Source organism: Paenibacillus sp. FSL P2-0322 (genome assembly GCF_037975315.1).
Lineage (GTDB): Bacteria > Bacillota > Bacilli > Paenibacillales > Paenibacillaceae > Paenibacillus > Paenibacillus polymyxa_B.
Genome location: NZ_CP150243.1, coordinates 4,308,348 through 4,327,252 on the forward strand (window position 1 = coordinate 4,308,348; position 18,905 = coordinate 4,327,252).

Genomic DNA, 18,905 nt, shown 5'->3' on the forward strand with positions numbered 1-18,905 from the left:
GAAAGAAGGCAGAGCCCGCTTTCCTAATTCGATTTATGTCTTCTGTAAAGGATATAACTTCTGCGCACATAATTCAACGGAACACTCCACACATGTACAAGCCGGGTAAACGGCCAGAATGCAAAAATCGCAAAGCCCATAAGTATATGAAGCCTGAAAGACATCGGTACGTCTCTCATCAGAGTCGGGTCAACACGGAATATGAATAAACCGCGGAACCAGATCGAGATCGTCTCCCGATAATCGAATTCCGGCTGTACCGCATTCGTTACGAGAGTCGCGAACATCCCCATGCATACAATGGCCAAAAGCAATACGTTTACAATCAAATCAGACGCTGTACTTAAACGGCGCACATTGCGCATTGTAAAACGACGAGAGGTAAGAATCAACATACCGAGGAATGTCATCGCTCCAAATATTCCACCAACATAAACTGCTCCAATATGATACAGATGATCGTTTACACCCAGTGCATGCATCCAGGTTTTTGGTATGCCCAAACCGGATACATGACCCATAATAACTGGGATAATACCCAGGTGGAATAAGAGACTTCCGATCATCAATTGTTTTTTTTCAATAAACTCACTTGATTTTGCTGTCCAATTGAACTGGTCGTTTCTATAGCGGAAAATATGCCCTACAATAAAGACCACCACGCACATATAAGGGAAAATAACCCATAAAAACTGCTCTAGCATCATCATTGCGCGGCTGCCTCCTGTTCTACGCAAACTTTAAGCGTTTCACGCAGTCCCTTCACCAAATGAAAATACGGGCTTTTCATTTTTTCCAACGCTTTAAGCAAATGATATGTGCCGTCTTCCAAGATCGCGATTGGCATGCGGAAGTTTTCTGTCGTCTTCGGATCTTGCGACCATTCGGCGGCATACAGAAATTCACACATGAGCGGCAGGTAATCTGGCAGCTCTCCATCTGGCATTTCAAGACCATACATCTCGTATAGCACCTTTAACTTGACCAACATTTGTCCCCGTTCTTTTGCATCTTCGAATTTAAAGTAAGTCATATATAGTGCACAATTCTTTTGAAAATCAAAGGTTTCCGTATACATTTCCTGAATCTCTTCCATACTGAACTCTTGCATAAGGGACCAGTAGGTGTTCGCATACGTATATGCCGGATGGTTTGGATCAAACGATGTTTCCAGAAAAGCCGGATGAAAATCCAGCTTTTCTGGGTACATGAGTTGCTGGGCGAAAAACCCGAATGATGGCTTGCATTCATACAGCTTCGCTACATTAATCACGCCAAATCCCCCCGTAGAAGTTTTCTTCATACATTTCTTTGCCCGTTTTCAAAGGCTCTTCCATCCCCATCGAACTTGCCATACTACAGCCGTCACATCCAGAGCCAGAACCCATGTTTCCCATGGTATCGCCGTAACCAGCAGATCCTTGAGCCCGATACGGATTCGAGTATCCTTCTTTATGCGATGTCGGAATGACGAAACGATCCTCATACTTGGCAATCGCCAGAAGTCGATACATCTGCTCAGTCTGCCGCGGTGTCATGCCGATGCGCTCAAGACGGCTTTCATCGAAAGATTGTCCTGTGGATTGGGCACGCATATAGGAGCGCATCATAGCCATTCGCTGCAAGGATTCCTTCACGGTTTGCGTGTCGCCCGCCGTCAGCATATTGGCAAGATACTGAATGGGGGTGCGCATCTCTTCGATAGCCGGAAAGATCATATCGGGATTCTCAATCGAGTCTTTCCCTTCAAAGTAATTCATGATCGGACTAAGTGGTGGCACATACCAGACCATTGGTAATGTGCGGTATTCCGGATGAAGCGGGAATGCCAGCTTGTGCTCAATGGCAAGCTTGTAGACTGGCGAGTTCTGCGCTGCTTCAATCCAGTCCTCCGAGATACCGTCTTTTCTCGCTTGAGCAATCACTGCCGGATCACTTGGATCCATGAACAGGTCGCACTGCGCTTTATAAAGTTCTTTCTCATCCTGCGTAGAAGCGGCCTCAAGCACTCGATCCGCGTCATACAGCATAACGCCGAGGTAGCGAATTCGTCCTGTACATGTCTCGGAGCAGACTGTCGGCAGGCCCGCTTCCACACGTGGGAAACAGAAGGTACATTTTTCCGCTTTGTTCGTCTGCCAGTTAAAGTACACTTTTTTGTATGGACAGCCCGTCATGCAATACCGCCATCCGCGGCAGGCTTCCTGATCCACGAGCACGATTCCGTCCTCGTCTCGTTTGTACATGGCGCCCGAAGGACAGGACGCGACACAGCTTGGATTTAGGCAATGTTCGCAAAGCCGTGGGAGATACACCATGAACGACTTCTCAAAGTTAAATTTAATCTCTTCTTCGATTTTCTGAATATTTGGATCAAGCGGACCGGTTACATGCGCACCCGCCAGGTCATCTTCCCAGTTTGGGCCCCACTCCAAATCCATTTTTTCACCTGTTACCGCAGAATGCGCGCGTGCCACAGGTGAATGCTTCTGTTCGCCGGCGTTGGTCAGTTGCTCGTAATTGTAAGTCCAGGGCTCATAATAATCTTTCATTTCCGGCATGTCTGGATTGTAAAAAATCTTACCCAGTGCTATCTTGGACAGCTTGTTGCCTGACTTCAGTTCCAGTTTCCCTTTGCGGAGCTGCCAGCCCCCTTTATATAATTCCTGGTCTTCCCAGCGCTTCGGATAACCGATACCGGGTTTGGTTTCCACATTGTTAAACCACATATATTCCGCACCTTTGCGGTTCGTCCAGGTTGTTTTACATGTCACGCTGCACGTATGACAGCCAATACATTTATCCAGGTTCATGACCATGGCAATTTGAGCTTTAATCTTCAAGCCAGTTAACCTCCTTCATTTTACGTACCGCAACGTACACATCACGCTGGTTGCCGATCGGACCATAATAGTTGAATCCATAACTAAGCTGAGCATATCCACCGACCATCTGGGTTGGTTTGAGATGAATTCTTGTCGGTGCGTTATGACTACCGCCGCGTGTATCCGTGATTTCGGAGCCTGGCACTTGAATGTGCTTATCCTGAGCATGGTACATGAACATCGTTCCTCTTGGCATCCGGTGGCTGACAACGGTCCGGGCGGTTACGACGCCGTTACGGTTGTATACCTCTACCCAATCATTGTCGGCCAGATCATGTGCCTCTGCGTCTTCATTGTTGATCCACACCGTAGGACCTCCGCGAAACAGTGTAAGCATGTGCTGGTTATCCTGATAGGTGGAGTGAATATTCCATTTACCGTGCGGTGTCAGATAACGAAGCACAAGTGAATCTTGCCCGCCTTTTATTTCCCGGTCGCGAGGGCCGAACACCATCGGCGGCAAAGTCGGTTTGTAGATCGGCAATGATTCCCCAAATTGTTGGAAAATCTCATGATCAATATAGAAATGCTGTCTTCCCGTCAAAGTACGAAACGGAACGAGACGTTCAATATTCGTTGTAAATGGTGAATAGCGGCGTCCCTTCTTGTTCGATCCAGTGAATACCGGTGTCGGTATAACTTCACGCGGCTGTGCCGTGATACTTTGGAAAGTAATCCTTTCCGCTGCCCGATCGGCCGAGATGTCTTTGAGTTCCACACCGTGAAGCTCTTCTGCCTGCTCATAAGCCTTTTGCGACACCCGTCCATTAGTCGCGGATGAAAGGTGAAGAATTGCATTGGCCACTTGGCGAGCTGTCTGGATTTTGGGCAGCCCATCTTTAATGGACTCATCGTAATAAACTCCGTTCAACTTTTTCATTTCCTCATATTCGTCCGCTACGGAGAAGCTGACGCCATGCGCACCTGCTTTCCCAGTAGTCAAATTAGGACCGAGTGAGATAAATTTATCGTGAATTTTAGTATAATCGCGTTCGATGATGCTGAAATTCGGCATGGTTTTACCCGGAGTCGCTTCAATCTCGCCCTTCGTCCAATCCTTTACAAGACCCATCGGCTGTGAAATTTCGCCTATACTATCGTGTGCGAGCGGCGCGGTCACAAGGTCTTTATATATTCCTGGTAGATACTCTTTTGCCATATCCGAAAAGACTTCGGAAAGCTGGCGGTAAATATCCCAGTCCGCGCGGGATTCCCACAGAGGGTTAACAGCCGGATTAAATGGATGCACGAAAGGATGCATGTCTGTTGACGACAAGTCTGTTTTTTCGTACCAGGTTGCCGCCGGAAGCACGATGTCCGCGTACAATGGAGTTGTTGTCATCCGGAAATCAAGTGCAACCATCAAATCAAGCTTTCCTTCTACATCTTCTCTCCAGACGATTTCCTCAGGTTTCTGTTCTTCGTTCGGCCGGGCAAGCAGGGCATCAGATGCTCCGAGTAAATGTTTCATAAAATACTCTTGTCCCTTCGCCGAACTGGAAATCAGATTTGACCGCCAAACAAAGAGTGAGCGCGGGAAGTTCTCGGCTGCCCCAGGATCTTCTACAGCGAAGCGTGTCTTACGTGATTTAATCTCTTCCACAGAATGATTAATGATGTCCTCGTTGGACTTCTTGCCTAATTGCGCAGCCTCTTCGGCGAACAGTAGACTGTTTTTATTAAACTGTGGATAAGAAGGTAGCCATCCCAGACGCGCTGCGAGCACGTTGTAGTCTGCTGGATGTCTGTAACTGACATCTCCGCCAATCGGTGACTTCAAGGAGTCTGTTCCACTTTCTTCGTAACGCCACTGCTCTGTTGCAAAGTAGAAAAACGATGTAGCATTTTGCTGTCGAGCCGCCCCTTGCCAGTCTTTTGCAAAGGCAATCGTTGACCAGCCTTCGATTGGGCGAAGCTTTTCTTGACCCACATAATGCGCCCAGCCTCCACCGTTTACACCTTGGGAAGCAGTCAACACGACAAGATTCAAGATGGACCGATAGATCGTGTCACTATTGAACCAGTGGTTGATACCCGCACCCATAATAATCATGGAGCGACCTTTAGTATCGATAGCATTTTGGGCAAATTCCCGAGCAATCTGTACCACAACAGACGCCTTCACACCTGTGATCTTCTCCTGCCAGGCAGGGGTATAATGCGAAGCTTCGTCGTAATAATTCTTGGCGTTATGAGGGCTGTCATTGCGTGCGACACCGTACTGGCTCATCATCAAATCGTACACGGTTGCTACGTAACGTTCCGAGCCATCTGCCAAGCGTACTTTTTTGGCTGGAATTACACGTTTGAACGTTCCATTACCGGCGTTATCAAAGTAAGGGAATACGACTTCTTCCCATTGCTCGCCATGACCTTCCACAGTGAGCGCGGGCTCAACCTTTGTTCCGTCTTCCCGTTCCAGAATCAGGTTCCATTTCTTATCCTGCTCCCAGCGCTGTCCCATCGTACCGTTCGGGACCAGCATTTCCCCCGCCGCTTCGTCATATATGACCGGCTTCCAGTCCGCATGCGGCGAAACATCCCCCAGGTCACTCGCCCGTAGAAAACGTCCACCTTTCCAAGCTCCCTCGTGCGGATCAAGCAGAATCATAAACGGCATATCTGTATATTGTTTGGCATAGTTAATGAACATCGGTTCTTGGCGCTCTCTGTAAAACTCATCCAAAATAACATGCGTCATAGCCTGGGCTATGGCAGCATCTGTACCCGGATGTGGTGCAAGCCAGTTGTCAGCGAACTTCACATTCTCCGCCAAGTCGGGAGCCACGGATACGACTTTTGTTCCCTTATATCGTACTTCCGTCATAAAATGAGCGTCTGGCGTCCGGGTAAGCGGTACGTTCGATCCCCACATAATCAGGTAACCCGCATTGTACCAATCAGAAGATTCCGGTACATCCGTCTGTTCACCCCAAATTTGAGGAGATGAAGGCGGAAGGTCGGCATACCAGTCATAAAAACTCAACATCTGTCCACCGAGAAGCGAAATGAATCGGGCTCCTGAAGCGTAGCTTATCATTGACATCGCCGGAATTGGCGTAAAGCCCGCGATCCGGTCGGGACCATACTTACGAATGGTATAGATGAGTTGCGCCGAGATCAGGCGTAGGACATCGTCCCAAGCGACACGGACATGACCACCTTTTCCGCGAGCTGCTTTGTAGAGCTTGGCTTTCTCCGGATCTTCCACAATGCTTGCCCATGCTTCCACCGGATTGGCATGTTCCTGGATGGCTGCCTGCCAAAGCCGCAACAGCTTGCCGCGCATATAAGGGTATTTCACCCGTAATGGACTGTATTCATACCAGGAAAATGTAGCCCCACGCGGGCATCCGCGCGGTTCAAATTCTGGCATATCTACACCGCAGGAGGGATAATCGATCTGTTGATTTTCCCAGGTAATGATGCCGTTTTTCACAAAAACCTTCCAACTACAGGAACCGGTGCAGTTCACTCCGTGAGTCGTCCGAACCACTTTGTCGTGAGACCAACGCTGACGGTACACGTTTTCCCATTCTCTATTTTTTTCCTCAAGGATTGACCAATTTCCCGAATAGCTTTCGATCGGTTTAAAAAAGTTGAGGTTGTATTTTTTTTTCATCGATGACCAACACTCCTTTTTAGAAAGAATCATCCCAACGCAAGTTCCAAGGGAAGACTCATTCGCTTACTCTCATTATGTAATTCATTCATCTCTGTTCCCATTAGGGAATGTCCTATAGCGCTACAGGAAATCCCTCGTTCTATGGAAAGATACAAAAAAGCCTCCCCCTGCTAAAGGGAAGCTTGTATGAAGTAATTAATTGTTCTTTTGACCCGTTAACAGGAGCATGATAAAAGAAATGAGTATGATAGAGCATGTCCACGCCCAGGCCATAGGAAGATGACCAGCATCCACCGCAATATAAATGGCCGTCGGAATCGTTTGTGTTTTACCCGGAATATTTCCGGCAATCATCAGCGTAGCACCAAATTCGCCCAGGCCGCGGGCAAAACCGAGTATAAAGGCAGCCTTAAAAGAAGGGAAAATTAAAGGGAAGGTGATATATCGAAAAACCTGCCATTCACTTGCACCCATCGAACGTCCCGCGTTTTCCAAGTCCCGGTCAACAGAAGACAATCCCATTCTCAGCGTCCGATAGACAAGAGGAAAAGCCACCACCACCGCTGCTATAACCCCTGCCCACCACGAGAATATAATAGGCTCTCCAAACCATTGCTCCACAAAACGTCCGAACCCGCTTTTTCGTCCAAGTAATATTAGTAGTAAAAATCCAACAACAGTTGGTGGGAGTACCAAAGGCAGCATAAGCACGGTTTCAACGACCGTTTTCCCTTTAAATAATCCTAACCGCGACATTGACCATGCCACAAGCAAGCCTAATATGATTACCAGAACGCTGGATAACAGTGCAACCTGCAACGATAATCGGATAGGAGGCCAATATTCATTCCAATCTATATCTTGCATGCTCACTTCGGTATGGTAAATCCATACTTAGCCATAATATTCAGAGATTCTTGCGATTGTAAGTATGCATAAAAGTCTTCGGCTTCTTGAATGTGCTTTGAAGCTTTGACAATCCCGATTGGATACTCAACAGGTGAATAGGTTTTGGGATCCACCTCAAAGGCGATTTTTGCCTTCTGTGAAGTCAACGCATCTGTTTTATATACAAATCCGACATCAGCATTCCCCGTTTCCACATATTGCAACACTTGTCTAACGTCTTTTGCCTGAACCAGCTTGCTCTGTAACGTGTCCCAAAGCTTCGCTTTCATCAGCGCTTCCTGTGCGTAGTTGCCCGCAGGGACACTTTCAGGAATTCCGATCGCAACTTTCTTCACTTCTTTTTTTGTTAAATCGGTTACACTCGCGATGTTCATCGTCCCGTCTGCAGGGATAACCGCGACCAATTCGTTCGTCAGCCACGTTTTTTGTTTTTTCGTATCTATTAACTGCTGATCAACAAGGGACTTCATGTTTTTGGTCGAAGCGGACAGAAACAAATCCGACGGCGCTCCTTGCTCAATTTGTTTTTCCAACGCACCAGAGCCGCCGAAGTTAAAATTCAATTTGATGCCTGTATGGGTTGATTCGTATGAATGCTGAATTTCTTTGAGCGCATCCGTTAAACTTGCTGCTGCGGATATGGTAAGCTCAATAGTTTCAGCCGTTTTCGAAGATGTCTGGCTGGAAGATCCATTCTTACCGGCGCTGCCAACGCATCCTGATAATAATAAAATGATGGAAATAACCAAAACGAAAACAGTGCTACTTTTAATGAATTTATGCATTTGGTTCGGCTCCTCATGTTCGTTCATCATCAATTAATGGGTTTCGCGATTAGCTGTGCCTGTCTCGTACGTTCGATCAGTGTACAATTTTCAAGAAGAATATGATTAAAAATATCTGCTTCCAGGTCTTCTAACCGCTTCAATACGAGTCGGTGCGTACCACAAGCTTCCTGCATCGGCTCAAAGCCGTTTGTGATCAAGCGCATTTCCTTCAGGAATTCCACCACCGTTTGATGCTCGTCTTGCAACTTGGACAAAATTGGATTCAACTCATCTGCTCGTTCCACTGTTGATTCTTGTAAAAATGCTTCAATCATCGGAAACACAAGGTCCTCCTCATTTTGAATATGTTCCGATAATTCCTGTTTAAGCAAGGTGAACAGTTCATTAACTCGCTTTAGATGCGGATAACGTTCGCCGTGAACCCGCGTTAGTTTGGTTACATACGGCGTTAACGCCGATAGTTCTTCCCGAAGCTTCGTATGATACTCATTTTGAATATAGGCGATTAGCTCTTTTGGTTCGAGTGAAGGAGGTTGCATTTGCTTATGCTGTGCCTGCTTTTCTTCCACTTCATGTATCTGCGTTAGCAGTTCACCAGCGTGGAGGCCTCGATTGGCTGCTGCTTCACGGAGCGATATTTTCCCTCCGCAGCAGAAATCAATCCTAAGTTTGCGGAACAGATCTCCTGTTTTGGGTACTGCTTTCACAATGTCCGCCACCCATGTTTCTTCCGTTAACTGGCTCATCTTCCATTCCTCCATCATACTTCGATTTTGTGCTTAACTTTCATTCTACGTCTCCCTTAAAGCTGAACCAATCAGGGGGTTCCCTCTTTCACTAGTGGAAAGAGCCTGATTATAACAAATCAGAAAGCAACTGTTCAGCCGCTTCTTTCCCTTGAGCGATGCAATCTGGAATTCCAACGCCCCCATAGCCGGCACCGCATAGAAAAACACCCGGTAAATACTGTGCAAAGTCCTGTCTCATCTTCGCCATATGCTCTTTGTGTCCAATCGGATATTGCGGCATCGATCGATCACACCTACTGACTTCTGTGAATTCTGGTTCCGCTTCCAGGCCCATTAAATCTTTCAAATCCTTGCGCGCGGCATCCACAAGTTGATTGTCTGTCATTTGAACCCACTCCTGTGCACCTGCATGTCCGATATAGGTCCGTAAAAGCGTATATCCTTCAGGAGCAGTATGGCTCCACTTCGTCGAAGACCAAGTGCATGCGGTAATCTTTTTGCCTTCTTTGCGGGGGACTAGAAATCCCGTTCCCTCAAAAGCAAAATTAAGATCTGTGTTTTTATAAGCAAGGGCAATATTGGCTACGGAAACATAGTGAATCTTGTGTAACCAGCTAGCGCTTGCAACGCCGGAAAATAATGCAGCCGCTTCAAAAGCTGGAACAGCACAAATCACCGCATCCGCATCTATTTTTTGTCCATGTTCTAAAATGACCTGATAACCGTTTTCTTTCCTTACTTCAACTACACCTTGCCCCATAACAAAACGTACGGTATCCAGCCTTTCCTTTAGCCGCTCCACGATCGTAGATAATCCTAGCCGATAAGAAAGAAACATACTTTTCTTAGCGATATCAGGCAGTTTGTCTTGTACTGCTGGCTTTCTTCCCGCCCCTTTAGACATACCCTTAATCAGACTTCCATGCTTTTGTTCCATTAGTTTAAATTGAGGGAAAGTTGACATAAGGCTCAGAGAATGAGTATCCCCAGCATAAATTCCAGACAACAGAGGTTCTGTAATCTGATCCAGAACTTCTTTGCCGAGACGCCGTTTGATAAAATCCCCTAGAGATTCGTCCGCATCACCTTTCTTCGCCGGAATGATTAAATCCAGAGCTGCCCGTGCTTTTCCCAACGGAGAAATAAGCCCTGTCCGAATGAAGGGGGTGAGCTTTGTTGGAATGCCCAGAATGAAGCCCATCGGCATCGTATGAAGTTTGCCCTTATGCAAAATGCAAGCAGATTTGGCTTTCGGGTTTGTCGATACCAGCTCTGCTTCCAGCCCCAACTCCATGGTCAGATCCAATATTGCTGTCTTTCTGGCCAAGAAAGCATCTGGTCCTTTTTCGATCATAAAATCGTTTTGGCGAACGGTTTGTAGCTTTCCTCCCAGACGTTCACTTTTCTCCACCAGTGTAATCTCTACTTCAAGCTGCCTATCCTCAGCCAGCTTTTTCACATAAAAGGCAGCACTTAAACCGCTTATTCCTCCACCGAGAATAACGACTTTTTTAGAACTTTTTTTCATGAAAACACTTTTCCTCTCCAACTCCGGGTATATAAGCACAATAAGGGTCACTCTCCAAATAGTCTCCTGTTATTGCAAAAGCCCTTGCTCTAGAGCCCCCACAGACAGCCTTGAATTCACAGACTCCACATTTACCTTTAAGTAGGGACTTATCTCTAAGATTCATCATGATCGGAGAGTTGCGATAAATATCTGCCAGGCTATCCTTTCGTACATTCCCGCATATAAGAGGCAGGAAACCGCTCGGGTATACTTCGCCGATATGACTAATAAAAACAAATCCATCTCCATCATTTACGCCTTTAGGAGCACGTCCTAAAACATCTGCCCTTTTTTGTCCGTCTGCTACACTGCTCTCACCTGCTCTGTGCTTTTCCTGCAGTACGACCCTCCGGTAGTGAGGAGCTTCTGTAGCCTTCACACCGTACGGCATCTGTTGCTGTATTTGATACAGCCATTTCATTACGGCTTCATGCTCATCAGGAGTAATCATATCTTTCTCCATGCCACGTCCGGTTGGAACAAGGAAAAATAAACTCCATAACACGGCCTGCATTTCCTTTACCCTTTCTGCAATTTGCTCCAGATCATGAAGGTTGTACCGGGACACCGTCGTGTTCACTTGAATAGGGATATTCAGTTCCTTCAAATAACCAATTCCTCGCATGGTCGTATCGTAAGAACCCGCTGTACCCCTAAAATGATCGTGAATGTCTGCACATGAACCGTCCAGACTAAACGCCCATCGCGATAACCCAACTTGCTTTGCTTTCTCTACCGCTGCTCGTGTCACTTTAGGGGTGGCACTGGGGGTCATTGAAACCGACAGATATTTCTCTTCAATTGCATATCGAGCCAGTTCAAACAGATCAGGACGCATTAAAGGATCTCCGCCTGTGAATACAACCAACGGATGATTCATTTCAGCAATTTGATCTATCAGCTTCTTACCCTCTTCTAATGTCAGCTGGCGAGGATCAGGTTTGTACTGAGCTTCCGCTCTACAGTGAAGGCACTTTAAAGCACAAGCTCGTGTAACCTCCCAGATGACTATAAATGGGTCTGTATGATAATCACGCGGCGTTTTCAAAGATATCATTGATGTCTCTCCTTTTAGAAGTATAAAAACAACACAAAAACATAGAGCATCATTGAAAATCCAATTTCCGCCATGCCAACTTGTTTTGCCTTTAATCCGAGTTTAGGAAGCCATATGGCTCGTATCAAAAAAATCAAAAAAGGAACAAACAGAGGTAACTTTAACCAGGTAGCAAACAACAAAATCACCAAATGATAGATGATGGAAGCATAATGGTAACGTATATTTTTTCTTTCACGAATGATCGTTTTGACATACAAAGCAGTTCCGATAAAGTAAAGCATCAAAAGTAAGAATAGCTCTGTTGCTACTCTCCAATCCTCTCCTCCCCCCATATAAATAACAGGGTATATAAAAGAACAAAAGAGTAGAATTGCAACAATGTCATTGAGTAAAGCACGTTCATTTTTCGTTTTTGCAAAATAAATATTAGCCATAAAAAAGAGCAATAGAAGAACTCCATACCAGATCAAGGCAGGCTCAAACCATATCAGTGAAATTAACAAAGGAAGTAATATCACTCCGTATACAACGGCGGGTTTGCGGTATCTTTCACTGCTGCCTGTTTTGATCCATTGGAGGACAGGAAAACTGAATAAGTAGATAAAAAACCAGCACACAAATAGGGGGATATGAATGAGTTCCCCTCGAGAAGCAGCTAAACCGAATAAAAATGGAAGAACGAGCATGGCCCAGGCTCCATGTTGATTAGGTATGTATCTGCTCATCCCCTTCAAACCCTTGATCCTTTTTTCACAATCTTTTTTATGTCTGTTATTTCGGTTAATCGATTCATCATCCATTCCCCCAAGATTGAGTTTTATCTTCTAACTTCATTCTAAGTATTATATGAAATTGAACCAATTAGGGAGTTCCCTTTTCCTTAGCGGGGAATATCCTAACCGGAAAAATAACGCTATTTTCTTATGCTATACTGTACTAAAAAAGGGAACAAAGAAAGGATGAACTGTTATGGGAGGACCTTCTTTACGTCAACTGCATGCTCATCATGCCATTCATCAAGGCGGGCTAACTGGCGCTCTAGATAAGACGAGAGAAGTAGAAGAATTACTCGAAGCAAAAGAATTCAAGGTGGCGCGTCAGGCTGCCGACCACTTGATCGAATATTGGGAAACCCGCATTCTCAGCCATGCTGATGCAGAAGAGGAAGGATTCTATCAGGAAAAGGTCGAGAAAAAACCGGAACTGCAGGAGGCTGTCGTCAAACTTACACGGGATCATGACCTGCTCCGAATCATTGTAAAAGAGCTCAAAGCCGGGATCCGTGAAGAAGGGCTTACGCCTGAAGTTCTTCAGCAGTTCCACGCGCTTCTGGTTGTCAATGCTATTCATAGTCGGGAAGAAGAACGTTTGTTGTTTGAGGAACCGTCATGATCAAGATGTGGCATAACGATTCACTTTCTCTATAAAAACGTACCGAAGAAATAGTCCAACGCCTCCTGCGAGTATCTGTCATCTCCTTGCCAAGCTGCTACGGAATAAAAATCATGATTGCCGTGCTGTCGTTTACGAGGCGTGTCCTGTGGGACCAGCAGTCCGGCATATCCCCACACCTCCATGACTACATCACGCTCGTTTTTGCTGGATGGAAACACATCCTTCCAGCGCTTTTCCAATTGACGTGCACTGCTTTGGGCATCACAGTTCTGAACAGCTTCGAGCATGTTATGAAGTATAGCTAGATCCTCATCGGAAACCTGAACATCCTCTTCTTGACTGAACAATTCAAGGTCCATCCAGCAATATAGAAGGTGGTTCAGACGAATACCGCCCCATTTGATTCGTTCAAAATTCAGTACATTCAAATCTTCATTGACGTATTCATTATCAGACATCATTTTATTAAAATTACAATCCCCACAGCTACTGTAATTGGGCAGGACGACAGGCCGCTCACCATAGGTGTGCAAAGGAAGCCCAGCGGTTAATGCCCAGCTCGATAAGGCGCTTCGTAAATGAACCTTTTTCGTGGAAAGGCTGTGCAAAAATGCTGCTGCCACTCGCTCTTTTGTAGCCTTTTGCTGATGCAGCTCATGTAATCTGTTTATAATCTCGTTATGTGTAATGGTGATCGGATCGAACATCAAGCCCTTACTTTTGGCATATTCAAAATCCTCACCCGAAAAAGATCCCCGCTCCTGCTTCCAGCCGCTGGAGGACCAGAATGTGTTCATCAGTATTTTTTTTGCCTTTTTATCCACAACACATCTCCCTTACTCATCTCAACCCCTTCACCTCCAATACAAAGCTCAGGGTTGTAGTGCATTTTATGTAAGATTGCTATTCATCTTTATATTTAAAAGCAATGGCCGTATTTCCTGACCGGGGGTCAAAATAAGAAGAGATTTTCCCCCAGCTCAGTTCATATTCCATATAGGGGTAAGGCTTGGTTTGACGATAGCTTGGCTTCACGGACAAATGTTGCTGTAACAAACGATCATGCTCCCCTTGCCGCTTTCTCTCCCCTTCCTCAGACCAATTATCCCAAGAAGTTGGAAATTCATTGCCCTGAAGCGAAATCTCCACGACAATTAGGCTTGTATCCTTAAAGCATACAGACACAAAAAAATGCCGACGCAGCAAAGAAACCTGATCGAAATGATACCAGATGTAGTCATTCCCTAGCCTTCTTACAGAATGAAAATATTTCGAATACCAAGTGGTCTCTAACAACTGATCTTCTGTTAAAGACGAGTAGATCGCACGCTCACCATCGACCTGAATGATTCCCGATTCCCAGTCATTCATTGCTGCCACTCCTTCAGCTATTATGCCAATCTCCTACAGTTGCTCTCTGTCCTCATGATTGAAAATGGCCCGCCAGGCCCGATCTAGCACGTGCGTATGTAATTGTTTGGCATAAACATTTCTAACGATGGCAAGAACGATCACACCCACGAATACTACACTGAGCAAAGTGATAGAGGGAACCCAATGGTCAAACATGGCATTCGCCAGCACTTGCAGCAAATGTCGTTCGGGTTGTAAATATTCCACCGCCGCAACGATGCCTGCTGCCAGCAATATAATCACAGATATGATCATAAGCATTGCATTGATTACTTTGTATTTAGCAAGCCCTCGCTGAAAAACGCGAGTTCCAGCATATTGCTCCAGCACGATGATCTGTTTGTGAAAATCATTTTCTACCTGTTCTACAGGCAGATCGTGCTTCTGAATTAATGCATGGGCTTTCTTCAATTCGGATTGAATAAATAAACTACTCTGGATAGCAGATCCCAGCTGACCTAAAACATTCATATCTTTTTACCCCACTTCAATAGTGTCTAACTTACGAGTATATAGGGTTGCCATGCTCTACAACACGATCGGTTCCAGACTGCTCTCTAAGTGAGCTAATCAGTAAAAATCAAAGTAACCCCGCCAGGCTCCTTCATTCTGATGCTTGGCAAAATAAAAGCTGCCTCCATCGACAATATTCAATTCGGCTTTGGCATCTGAAGCAATCTGAAACACAAATTCATAGCCCTCGCCAAAGTCGATGCCCGATTGAACAAAGCTGGGATAGCCACCGATTTTGTGAACCGCATATATTTCCTCTACGATGTCCTCAAAATAGTCGGGTTCCTCCTCGTCCAAATGGTTGAGGGCATCGCCATATTCCTCAGGAATGTCTTCACCGTCCCAGACCGGATAGTCATTCTCTTTGAGCTCAGGGAATAGCGGGAACGCCTTGATTTGCATAAATGCCGGACCAAAATCTTTTTCGACCAAATCCTCTACCGACGTATACTCACGAATACACATATATCCTTCCATGTCCTCATGATCCAGTACATCGGGAGACAGAAAGACCGTCAACAGCTTGACACTGTGCATAGCCGGAGGAACAAAGGGCAAGGCAGGCAAATACAATTGCATGATCGGAGCCATAACATTCCCCTGTACATCAATGGGTTGCTCCTCCGTTGGCAAAGCCACTGTAACTCTACCAATCCAGCTCTGTTCAAGGGAACCGGACGGTCTACGGCCCCCTGTATGGAAAATAGTAGCTTTACGTTTTAGAATCGTTCTTAGCTTCTCAATAGCGTTGCTGGACAACGAAACCACTCCTTTCTAATCTAGAATAGAAACGCAACAACATCCTCTCCTGCTTTAAAACCAAACTCACTTAAGCGGTCTTCCATCTCTTGAATCTGATGTAGATAATCTTCCTGCACAGCTGGCAGACCCTGTTCATTCACTAATGTCCCGCCGAGTCTGGCGCATGCATATTCGGCACTTTTCCACATCGTCTCAAACACAGTTTGCGGCTGCACGGTCCGTACCCCATCCATACTGAAAATCAAATCTGCAAAGCGATCCTCTGCGAGTGTACTCAACCAAAAAAATCCAGGCTCGGTTCCCGTATGTACGCTAAATAGTTCATCATAGCCTCCCAGCCCGTGATGGTGTGCATGGAAAATATCCATATCTCCCCACTCCATTCCGAGGCTCAGCATGACATCCCAGATATCCGCTCCACGGTAAGATTGGCCTTGATCCGCCACCAGCCTAAGCATGACAGCGTGTTCCCTTTCACCTTCCTGATCTGTAAATGCTTTAAGTTTTTCCGCTTTTACACGTGCACGGGCAGCATCCTCCCGAGGAAGCACATGAACGGTGCCCTTCCCCTGAAAACGCGCTGGCAGTGTGTTCATAAAGTCTGCAACCTTGGCTTCATCTAAACGAATCTGCATCTCTACATTATCGAATATATCCATACAAATACAGATTTTATCAAAATGGCATTCGCCTGCCGATCTGCGTCCCACACTAGTCCATATCTGCAAATCATGCACATGTCCATACACGATATACCCCTTAAGCAATTGCAAAATATCCTCATCTGATAACGTAAAACCGCTGAATTCCACGTCAATCAGCCAATAGATATTAGAATCAGGCTCCACTTGATGGATTCCTTTTATGGTCTTCACAGGCTCATGTTCCAACTCCACGGCAAGGATGCTAGATACATCCTCACTCCCATGTTCGGGTAAATTCATGAATCTCCCTCCTAGCTAGCTGTTTTCACTTTACAGTTTCCTATAATTCTCAATCTATATTAAACTATAACTCACCAAGCACAAAATAGTATAAAACGGTGCTGGGTCGTTGAACTTAACTTTTAGAAATTCAAAGCTTCGAAAGGGGAGAACTCGTGATGCAAAAACTTTGGCAACAAGGGAAGGCTTTGTCTCTGCCTATTATGGTGTCCGCATCGCTAATATCTGGAGCGCTGTCTGTAAGTACACCTGCGGCGAATGCGGCTGCAACCAAGGAATTGCTTCAGCTATCCGGTCAGACGACTTACTATGGAGAGGTCGAGAATGGGCAGCCCAACGGACGTGGTACGATCAAATGGAGCGAATATAAGCAGTATTCGGGTGATTTTGTGAATGGCAAGCGTTCAGGTACTGGAAAATATATAAATCAATACACGGATGCAGATGGACAAAATCATAAAGTCGTATACAACGGCACATGGAGCAATGACACGATGAGTGGCAAGGGTACGCAGACTGAAAAAGTGACACAAATGGACGGAACCGTACGTTCGAACGAGATCCAAGTAGGTACCTTTCAGAACAATGGATTACAGAGTGGCTACCAAGTGATCCACGCTGTGGCAGATCCAGACTACAGCTTCACTTATAAAAATAGCAAAGAAATACTAAATATCTTGCACAGTAATCAAGATCTGGTCCAAAGATGGCAAAAAGGAGATCTCTTCTCCGTAAATTATAAAAATGGCTCTGTCCAAAAGGAATACTCTATGTTCCCTGAAGAGACTGCTACCAAAGAACGTCAAAGACAAGCGTCCATCAAGTATCTCAAAGGAATTACTGCCGAGGTCACTCCTTATTTGCAGCAGTTTGAAAAGCTGTCCAAGCATATTCCGCTAAAATAATTAAAACGACGCGAAATATGTATTAGCCTCTACGCAAGAAGGCCTCTCTTTCTAATGGAAAGCTCCATTTGAAAAGAGTGGCTTTTTTTTGTTTCGTTATGAATGACATATAAGAACTTCGGAGCATAACACCTCCTACTATTCTCCCTTATAAATCCTCAGGAACTCATACAAATGACTTATTTTTCACTTGAATCCCCTCCTTTTTTTGCTAACCCCCACTAGATTCACTAGAATATAAGTAATTATTTTAATCATCCGAGGTGGACATCATGGCAAAAATTATGGTTCCTCCTGAGAAACTTGAGGCGGTTTCCAGGCAGTTCGCACAGGCACGTGAGCTGGGGGCACAAATTTGCGGACAACTGTCACAGCATATTCAGATGTTGGAAAATAGCTGGGCAGGAACAACACAGCAGCGCTTTTATCAGGATTTTCATAAAGCGCGTGGACAAATGGATGCTTTCACTCAAACTGTCGGTTCTGTCAGCACAGAGCTGCGTTCCATTGCAGTAAAATTCAAGGAAACAGATACACAAGCAGACACGGGTATTAATAAAGGAGATCACAGAGGACAGATCGGCAGCAGTGAAGGGGCAACTTCCGGGAAAAAAGGACCCGATCCAGCAGATATAGCTATTAACAGCATTTCAGAAGCCAATAAATGGCGCGGGCAACTGGGATTTGCCGGAACAGCTATCTATAGCGGTCTGGCTTCCACACTTGTGCTCACCAAAACAGTAGAATTCAAGAAAAGTCTGAAGAATCCCACTCGAGCGGTTATACATAATGCGGCATGGGTGAATGGCAAGGGTAACAATGCGTTTATGCGTAATTTGGGCAAAAGCCTAAACCGCCAATTCGCTAAACCCGGTATTGTGATGAAGGGTTTAAAGGGCTTTGATCGTTTAGCTGGAAAGCTTCAAATGGGTAAGCTTGGCCTCGGATTCAACAAAGCCAATAGCTTTCCTCAGTGGACGCGGAACGTCATCGCCGGGGTGGAAAAAGGCCGTTACGGCATAGCCACCCGCCAAATTCCCGGCATGATTGCCAAAAAGCTATACCCTATTAATGCCACCATGAATATTGTGGGCGAGGGTATCAGTCTGGCTGGAAAATGGAAAAGCGGGAAGCTTACCGGAACGGATGTGGCTGTATCTGCTTCTAACGTAGCGATTAAAACCGCTGCAACTTATGGCGGTGCTGTTGCTTTGGGAGCCGTAGGCGGCGCTATCGGTGGTCCGGTCGGTGCAGCCGTCGGTGCTTACGTCGGCGGTACGGTGGGAAGCTGGGCAGGTGGAAAGGTCGCCAAATTCGCCGAAAAAGGGATACGTTGGGCCAGCAAACTATTTAAATGACATACACCTAACAGATGGAGAAGGAGCCT

At 45.8% G+C, this 18,905-nt stretch carries 18 protein-coding genes; 3 read left to right on the forward strand and 15 right to left on the reverse strand.

The window, feature by feature from the left end:
• Nucleotides 1-23: 23 nt before the first annotated feature.
• From narI to MKY24_RS18990, 10 genes are all read right to left on the reverse strand, one after another.
• Nucleotides 24-707, reverse strand: a complete 684-nt coding sequence (gene narI / locus MKY24_RS18945) for a respiratory nitrate reductase subunit gamma (protein ID WP_028542277.1) — start codon at nt 705-707, stop codon at nt 24-26.
• A complete protein-coding gene (gene narJ / locus MKY24_RS18950; RefSeq protein WP_023989703.1) occupies nt 707-1,273 on the reverse strand; it encodes a nitrate reductase molybdenum cofactor assembly chaperone in 567 nt (188 codons plus the stop codon). The genes narI and narJ overlap by 1 nt, the downstream gene beginning before the upstream one ends.
• The gene (gene narH / locus MKY24_RS18955) at nt 1,266-2,843 is read right to left on the reverse strand and encodes a nitrate reductase subunit beta (protein WP_028542275.1); all 1,578 of its coding nucleotides are present in this window, start codon (nt 2,841-2,843) and stop codon (nt 1,266-1,268) included. Before narH ends, narJ begins: the two co-directional genes overlap by 8 nt.
• On the reverse strand, nt 2,833-6,507 hold the full coding sequence (locus tag MKY24_RS18960; protein ID WP_339200630.1) for a nitrate reductase subunit alpha: 3,675 nt from the start codon (nt 6,505-6,507) through the stop codon (nt 2,833-2,835). The genes narH and MKY24_RS18960 overlap by 11 nt, the downstream gene beginning before the upstream one ends.
• Before the next feature lie 198 nt (nt 6,508-6,705).
• A complete protein-coding gene (gene modB / locus MKY24_RS18965) occupies nt 6,706-7,383 on the reverse strand; it encodes a molybdate ABC transporter permease subunit (RefSeq protein WP_028542273.1) in 678 nt (225 codons plus the stop codon).
• Nucleotides 7,380-8,204: a molybdate ABC transporter substrate-binding protein gene (modA, locus tag MKY24_RS18970; protein ID WP_209943195.1), complete on the reverse strand. Its 825-nt coding sequence runs from the start codon at nt 8,202-8,204 to the stop codon at nt 7,380-7,382. Before modA ends, modB begins: the two co-directional genes overlap by 4 nt.
• Nucleotides 8,205-8,233: 29 nt before the next feature.
• Complete coding sequence (gene ric / locus MKY24_RS18975; protein ID WP_025718083.1) at nt 8,234-8,953, reverse strand: iron-sulfur cluster repair di-iron protein; 720 nt, start codon at nt 8,951-8,953, stop codon at nt 8,234-8,236.
• Between the two features lie 109 nt (nt 8,954-9,062).
• Entirely contained in the window at nt 9,063-10,484 is a 1,422-nt protein-coding gene (hemG, locus tag MKY24_RS18980; protein ID WP_339200631.1) for a protoporphyrinogen oxidase, read from the reverse strand.
• The gene (locus MKY24_RS18985; protein ID WP_254347581.1) at nt 10,468-11,583 is read right to left on the reverse strand and encodes a TIGR04053 family radical SAM/SPASM domain-containing protein; all 1,116 of its coding nucleotides are present in this window, start codon (nt 11,581-11,583) and stop codon (nt 10,468-10,470) included. Before MKY24_RS18985 ends, hemG begins: the two co-directional genes overlap by 17 nt.
• Nucleotides 11,584-11,597: 14 nt before the next feature.
• The gene (locus MKY24_RS18990) at nt 11,598-12,386 is read right to left on the reverse strand and encodes a YwiC-like family protein (protein ID WP_254347582.1); all 789 of its coding nucleotides are present in this window, start codon (nt 12,384-12,386) and stop codon (nt 11,598-11,600) included.
• Nucleotides 12,387-12,555: 169 nt separating this feature from the next.
• Here MKY24_RS18990 and MKY24_RS18995 point away from each other — a divergent pair, with 169 nt between their 5' ends.
• A complete protein-coding gene (locus MKY24_RS18995) occupies nt 12,556-12,978 on the forward strand; it encodes a hypothetical protein (protein ID WP_023989712.1) in 423 nt (140 codons plus the stop codon).
• A gap of 29 nt (nt 12,979-13,007) precedes the next feature.
• On the opposite strand, the gene MKY24_RS19000 is transcribed toward MKY24_RS18995, so the two are convergent.
• The 5 genes from MKY24_RS19000 to MKY24_RS19020 all read right to left on the reverse strand — a co-directional run bounded on the left by MKY24_RS19000 (nt 13,008) and on the right by MKY24_RS19020 (nt 16,613).
• Nucleotides 13,008-13,805, reverse strand: coding sequence for a hypothetical protein (locus MKY24_RS19000; RefSeq protein ID WP_023989713.1), 798 nt, complete (start codon nt 13,803-13,805; stop codon nt 13,008-13,010).
• 79 nt (nt 13,806-13,884) lie between these two features.
• Nucleotides 13,885-14,352: a hypothetical protein gene (locus tag MKY24_RS19005; protein ID WP_023989714.1), complete on the reverse strand. Its 468-nt coding sequence runs from the start codon at nt 14,350-14,352 to the stop codon at nt 13,885-13,887.
• Nucleotides 14,353-14,385: 33 nt separating this feature from the next.
• Nucleotides 14,386-14,865: a DUF6097 family protein gene (locus MKY24_RS19010; protein ID WP_339200632.1), complete on the reverse strand. Its 480-nt coding sequence runs from the start codon at nt 14,863-14,865 to the stop codon at nt 14,386-14,388.
• A gap of 99 nt (nt 14,866-14,964) precedes the next feature.
• Nucleotides 14,965-15,666, reverse strand: a complete 702-nt coding sequence (locus tag MKY24_RS19015; protein ID WP_339200633.1) for a DUF1963 domain-containing protein — start codon at nt 15,664-15,666, stop codon at nt 14,965-14,967.
• Nucleotides 15,667-15,686: 20 nt separating this feature from the next.
• Nucleotides 15,687-16,613, reverse strand: a complete 927-nt coding sequence (locus MKY24_RS19020; RefSeq protein WP_338532706.1) for a cell division protein ZipA C-terminal FtsZ-binding domain-containing protein — start codon at nt 16,611-16,613, stop codon at nt 15,687-15,689.
• Nucleotides 16,614-16,771: 158 nt separating this feature from the next.
• Between MKY24_RS19020 and MKY24_RS19025 the strand changes: the two genes are divergently transcribed.
• Nucleotides 16,772-17,518, forward strand: a complete 747-nt coding sequence (locus MKY24_RS19025; RefSeq protein WP_338532707.1) for a hypothetical protein — start codon at nt 16,772-16,774, stop codon at nt 17,516-17,518.
• Between the two features lie 272 nt (nt 17,519-17,790).
• Entirely contained in the window at nt 17,791-18,876 is a 1,086-nt protein-coding gene (locus MKY24_RS19030; RefSeq protein WP_053325887.1) for a WXG100 family type VII secretion target, read from the forward strand.
• The last annotated feature ends 29 nt before the right edge of the window (nt 18,877-18,905 follow it).

Bases quoted from the DNA above. Each gene is read 5' to 3' on its own strand.
- MKY24_RS18990 (WP_254347582.1), bottom strand. From the start codon at position 12,386: ATGGATGATGAATCGATTAACCGAAATAACAGACATAAAAAAGATTGT.
- MKY24_RS19025 (WP_338532707.1), top strand. From the start codon at position 16,772: ATGCAAAAACTTTGGCAACAAGGGAAGGCTTTGTCTCTGCCTATTATG.
- MKY24_RS18985 (WP_254347581.1), bottom strand. From the start codon at position 11,583: ATGATATCTTTGAAAACGCCGCGTGATTATCATACAGACCCATTTATA.
- hemG (WP_339200631.1), bottom strand. From the start codon at position 10,484: ATGAAAAAAAGTTCTAAAAAAGTCGTTATTCTCGGTGGAGGAATAAGC.
- ric (WP_025718083.1), bottom strand. From the start codon at position 8,953: ATGAGCCAGTTAACGGAAGAAACATGGGTGGCGGACATTGTGAAAGCA.
- modA (WP_209943195.1), bottom strand. From the start codon at position 8,204: ATGCATAAATTCATTAAAAGTAGCACTGTTTTCGTTTTGGTTATTTCC.
- MKY24_RS19010 (WP_339200632.1), bottom strand. From the start codon at position 14,865: ATGAATGTTTTAGGTCAGCTGGGATCTGCTATCCAGAGTAGTTTATTT.
- MKY24_RS18995 (WP_023989712.1), top strand. From the start codon at position 12,556: ATGGGAGGACCTTCTTTACGTCAACTGCATGCTCATCATGCCATTCAT.
- MKY24_RS19030 (WP_053325887.1), top strand. From the start codon at position 17,791: ATGGCAAAAATTATGGTTCCTCCTGAGAAACTTGAGGCGGTTTCCAGG.
- narI (WP_028542277.1), bottom strand. From the start codon at position 707: ATGATGCTAGAGCAGTTTTTATGGGTTATTTTCCCTTATATGTGCGTG.
- MKY24_RS18960 (WP_339200630.1), bottom strand. From the start codon at position 6,507: ATGAAAAAAAAATACAACCTCAACTTTTTTAAACCGATCGAAAGCTAT.
- MKY24_RS19005 (WP_023989714.1), bottom strand. From the start codon at position 14,352: ATGAATGACTGGGAATCGGGAATCATTCAGGTCGATGGTGAGCGTGCG.
- MKY24_RS19020 (WP_338532706.1), bottom strand. From the start codon at position 16,613: ATGAATTTACCCGAACATGGGAGTGAGGATGTATCTAGCATCCTTGCC.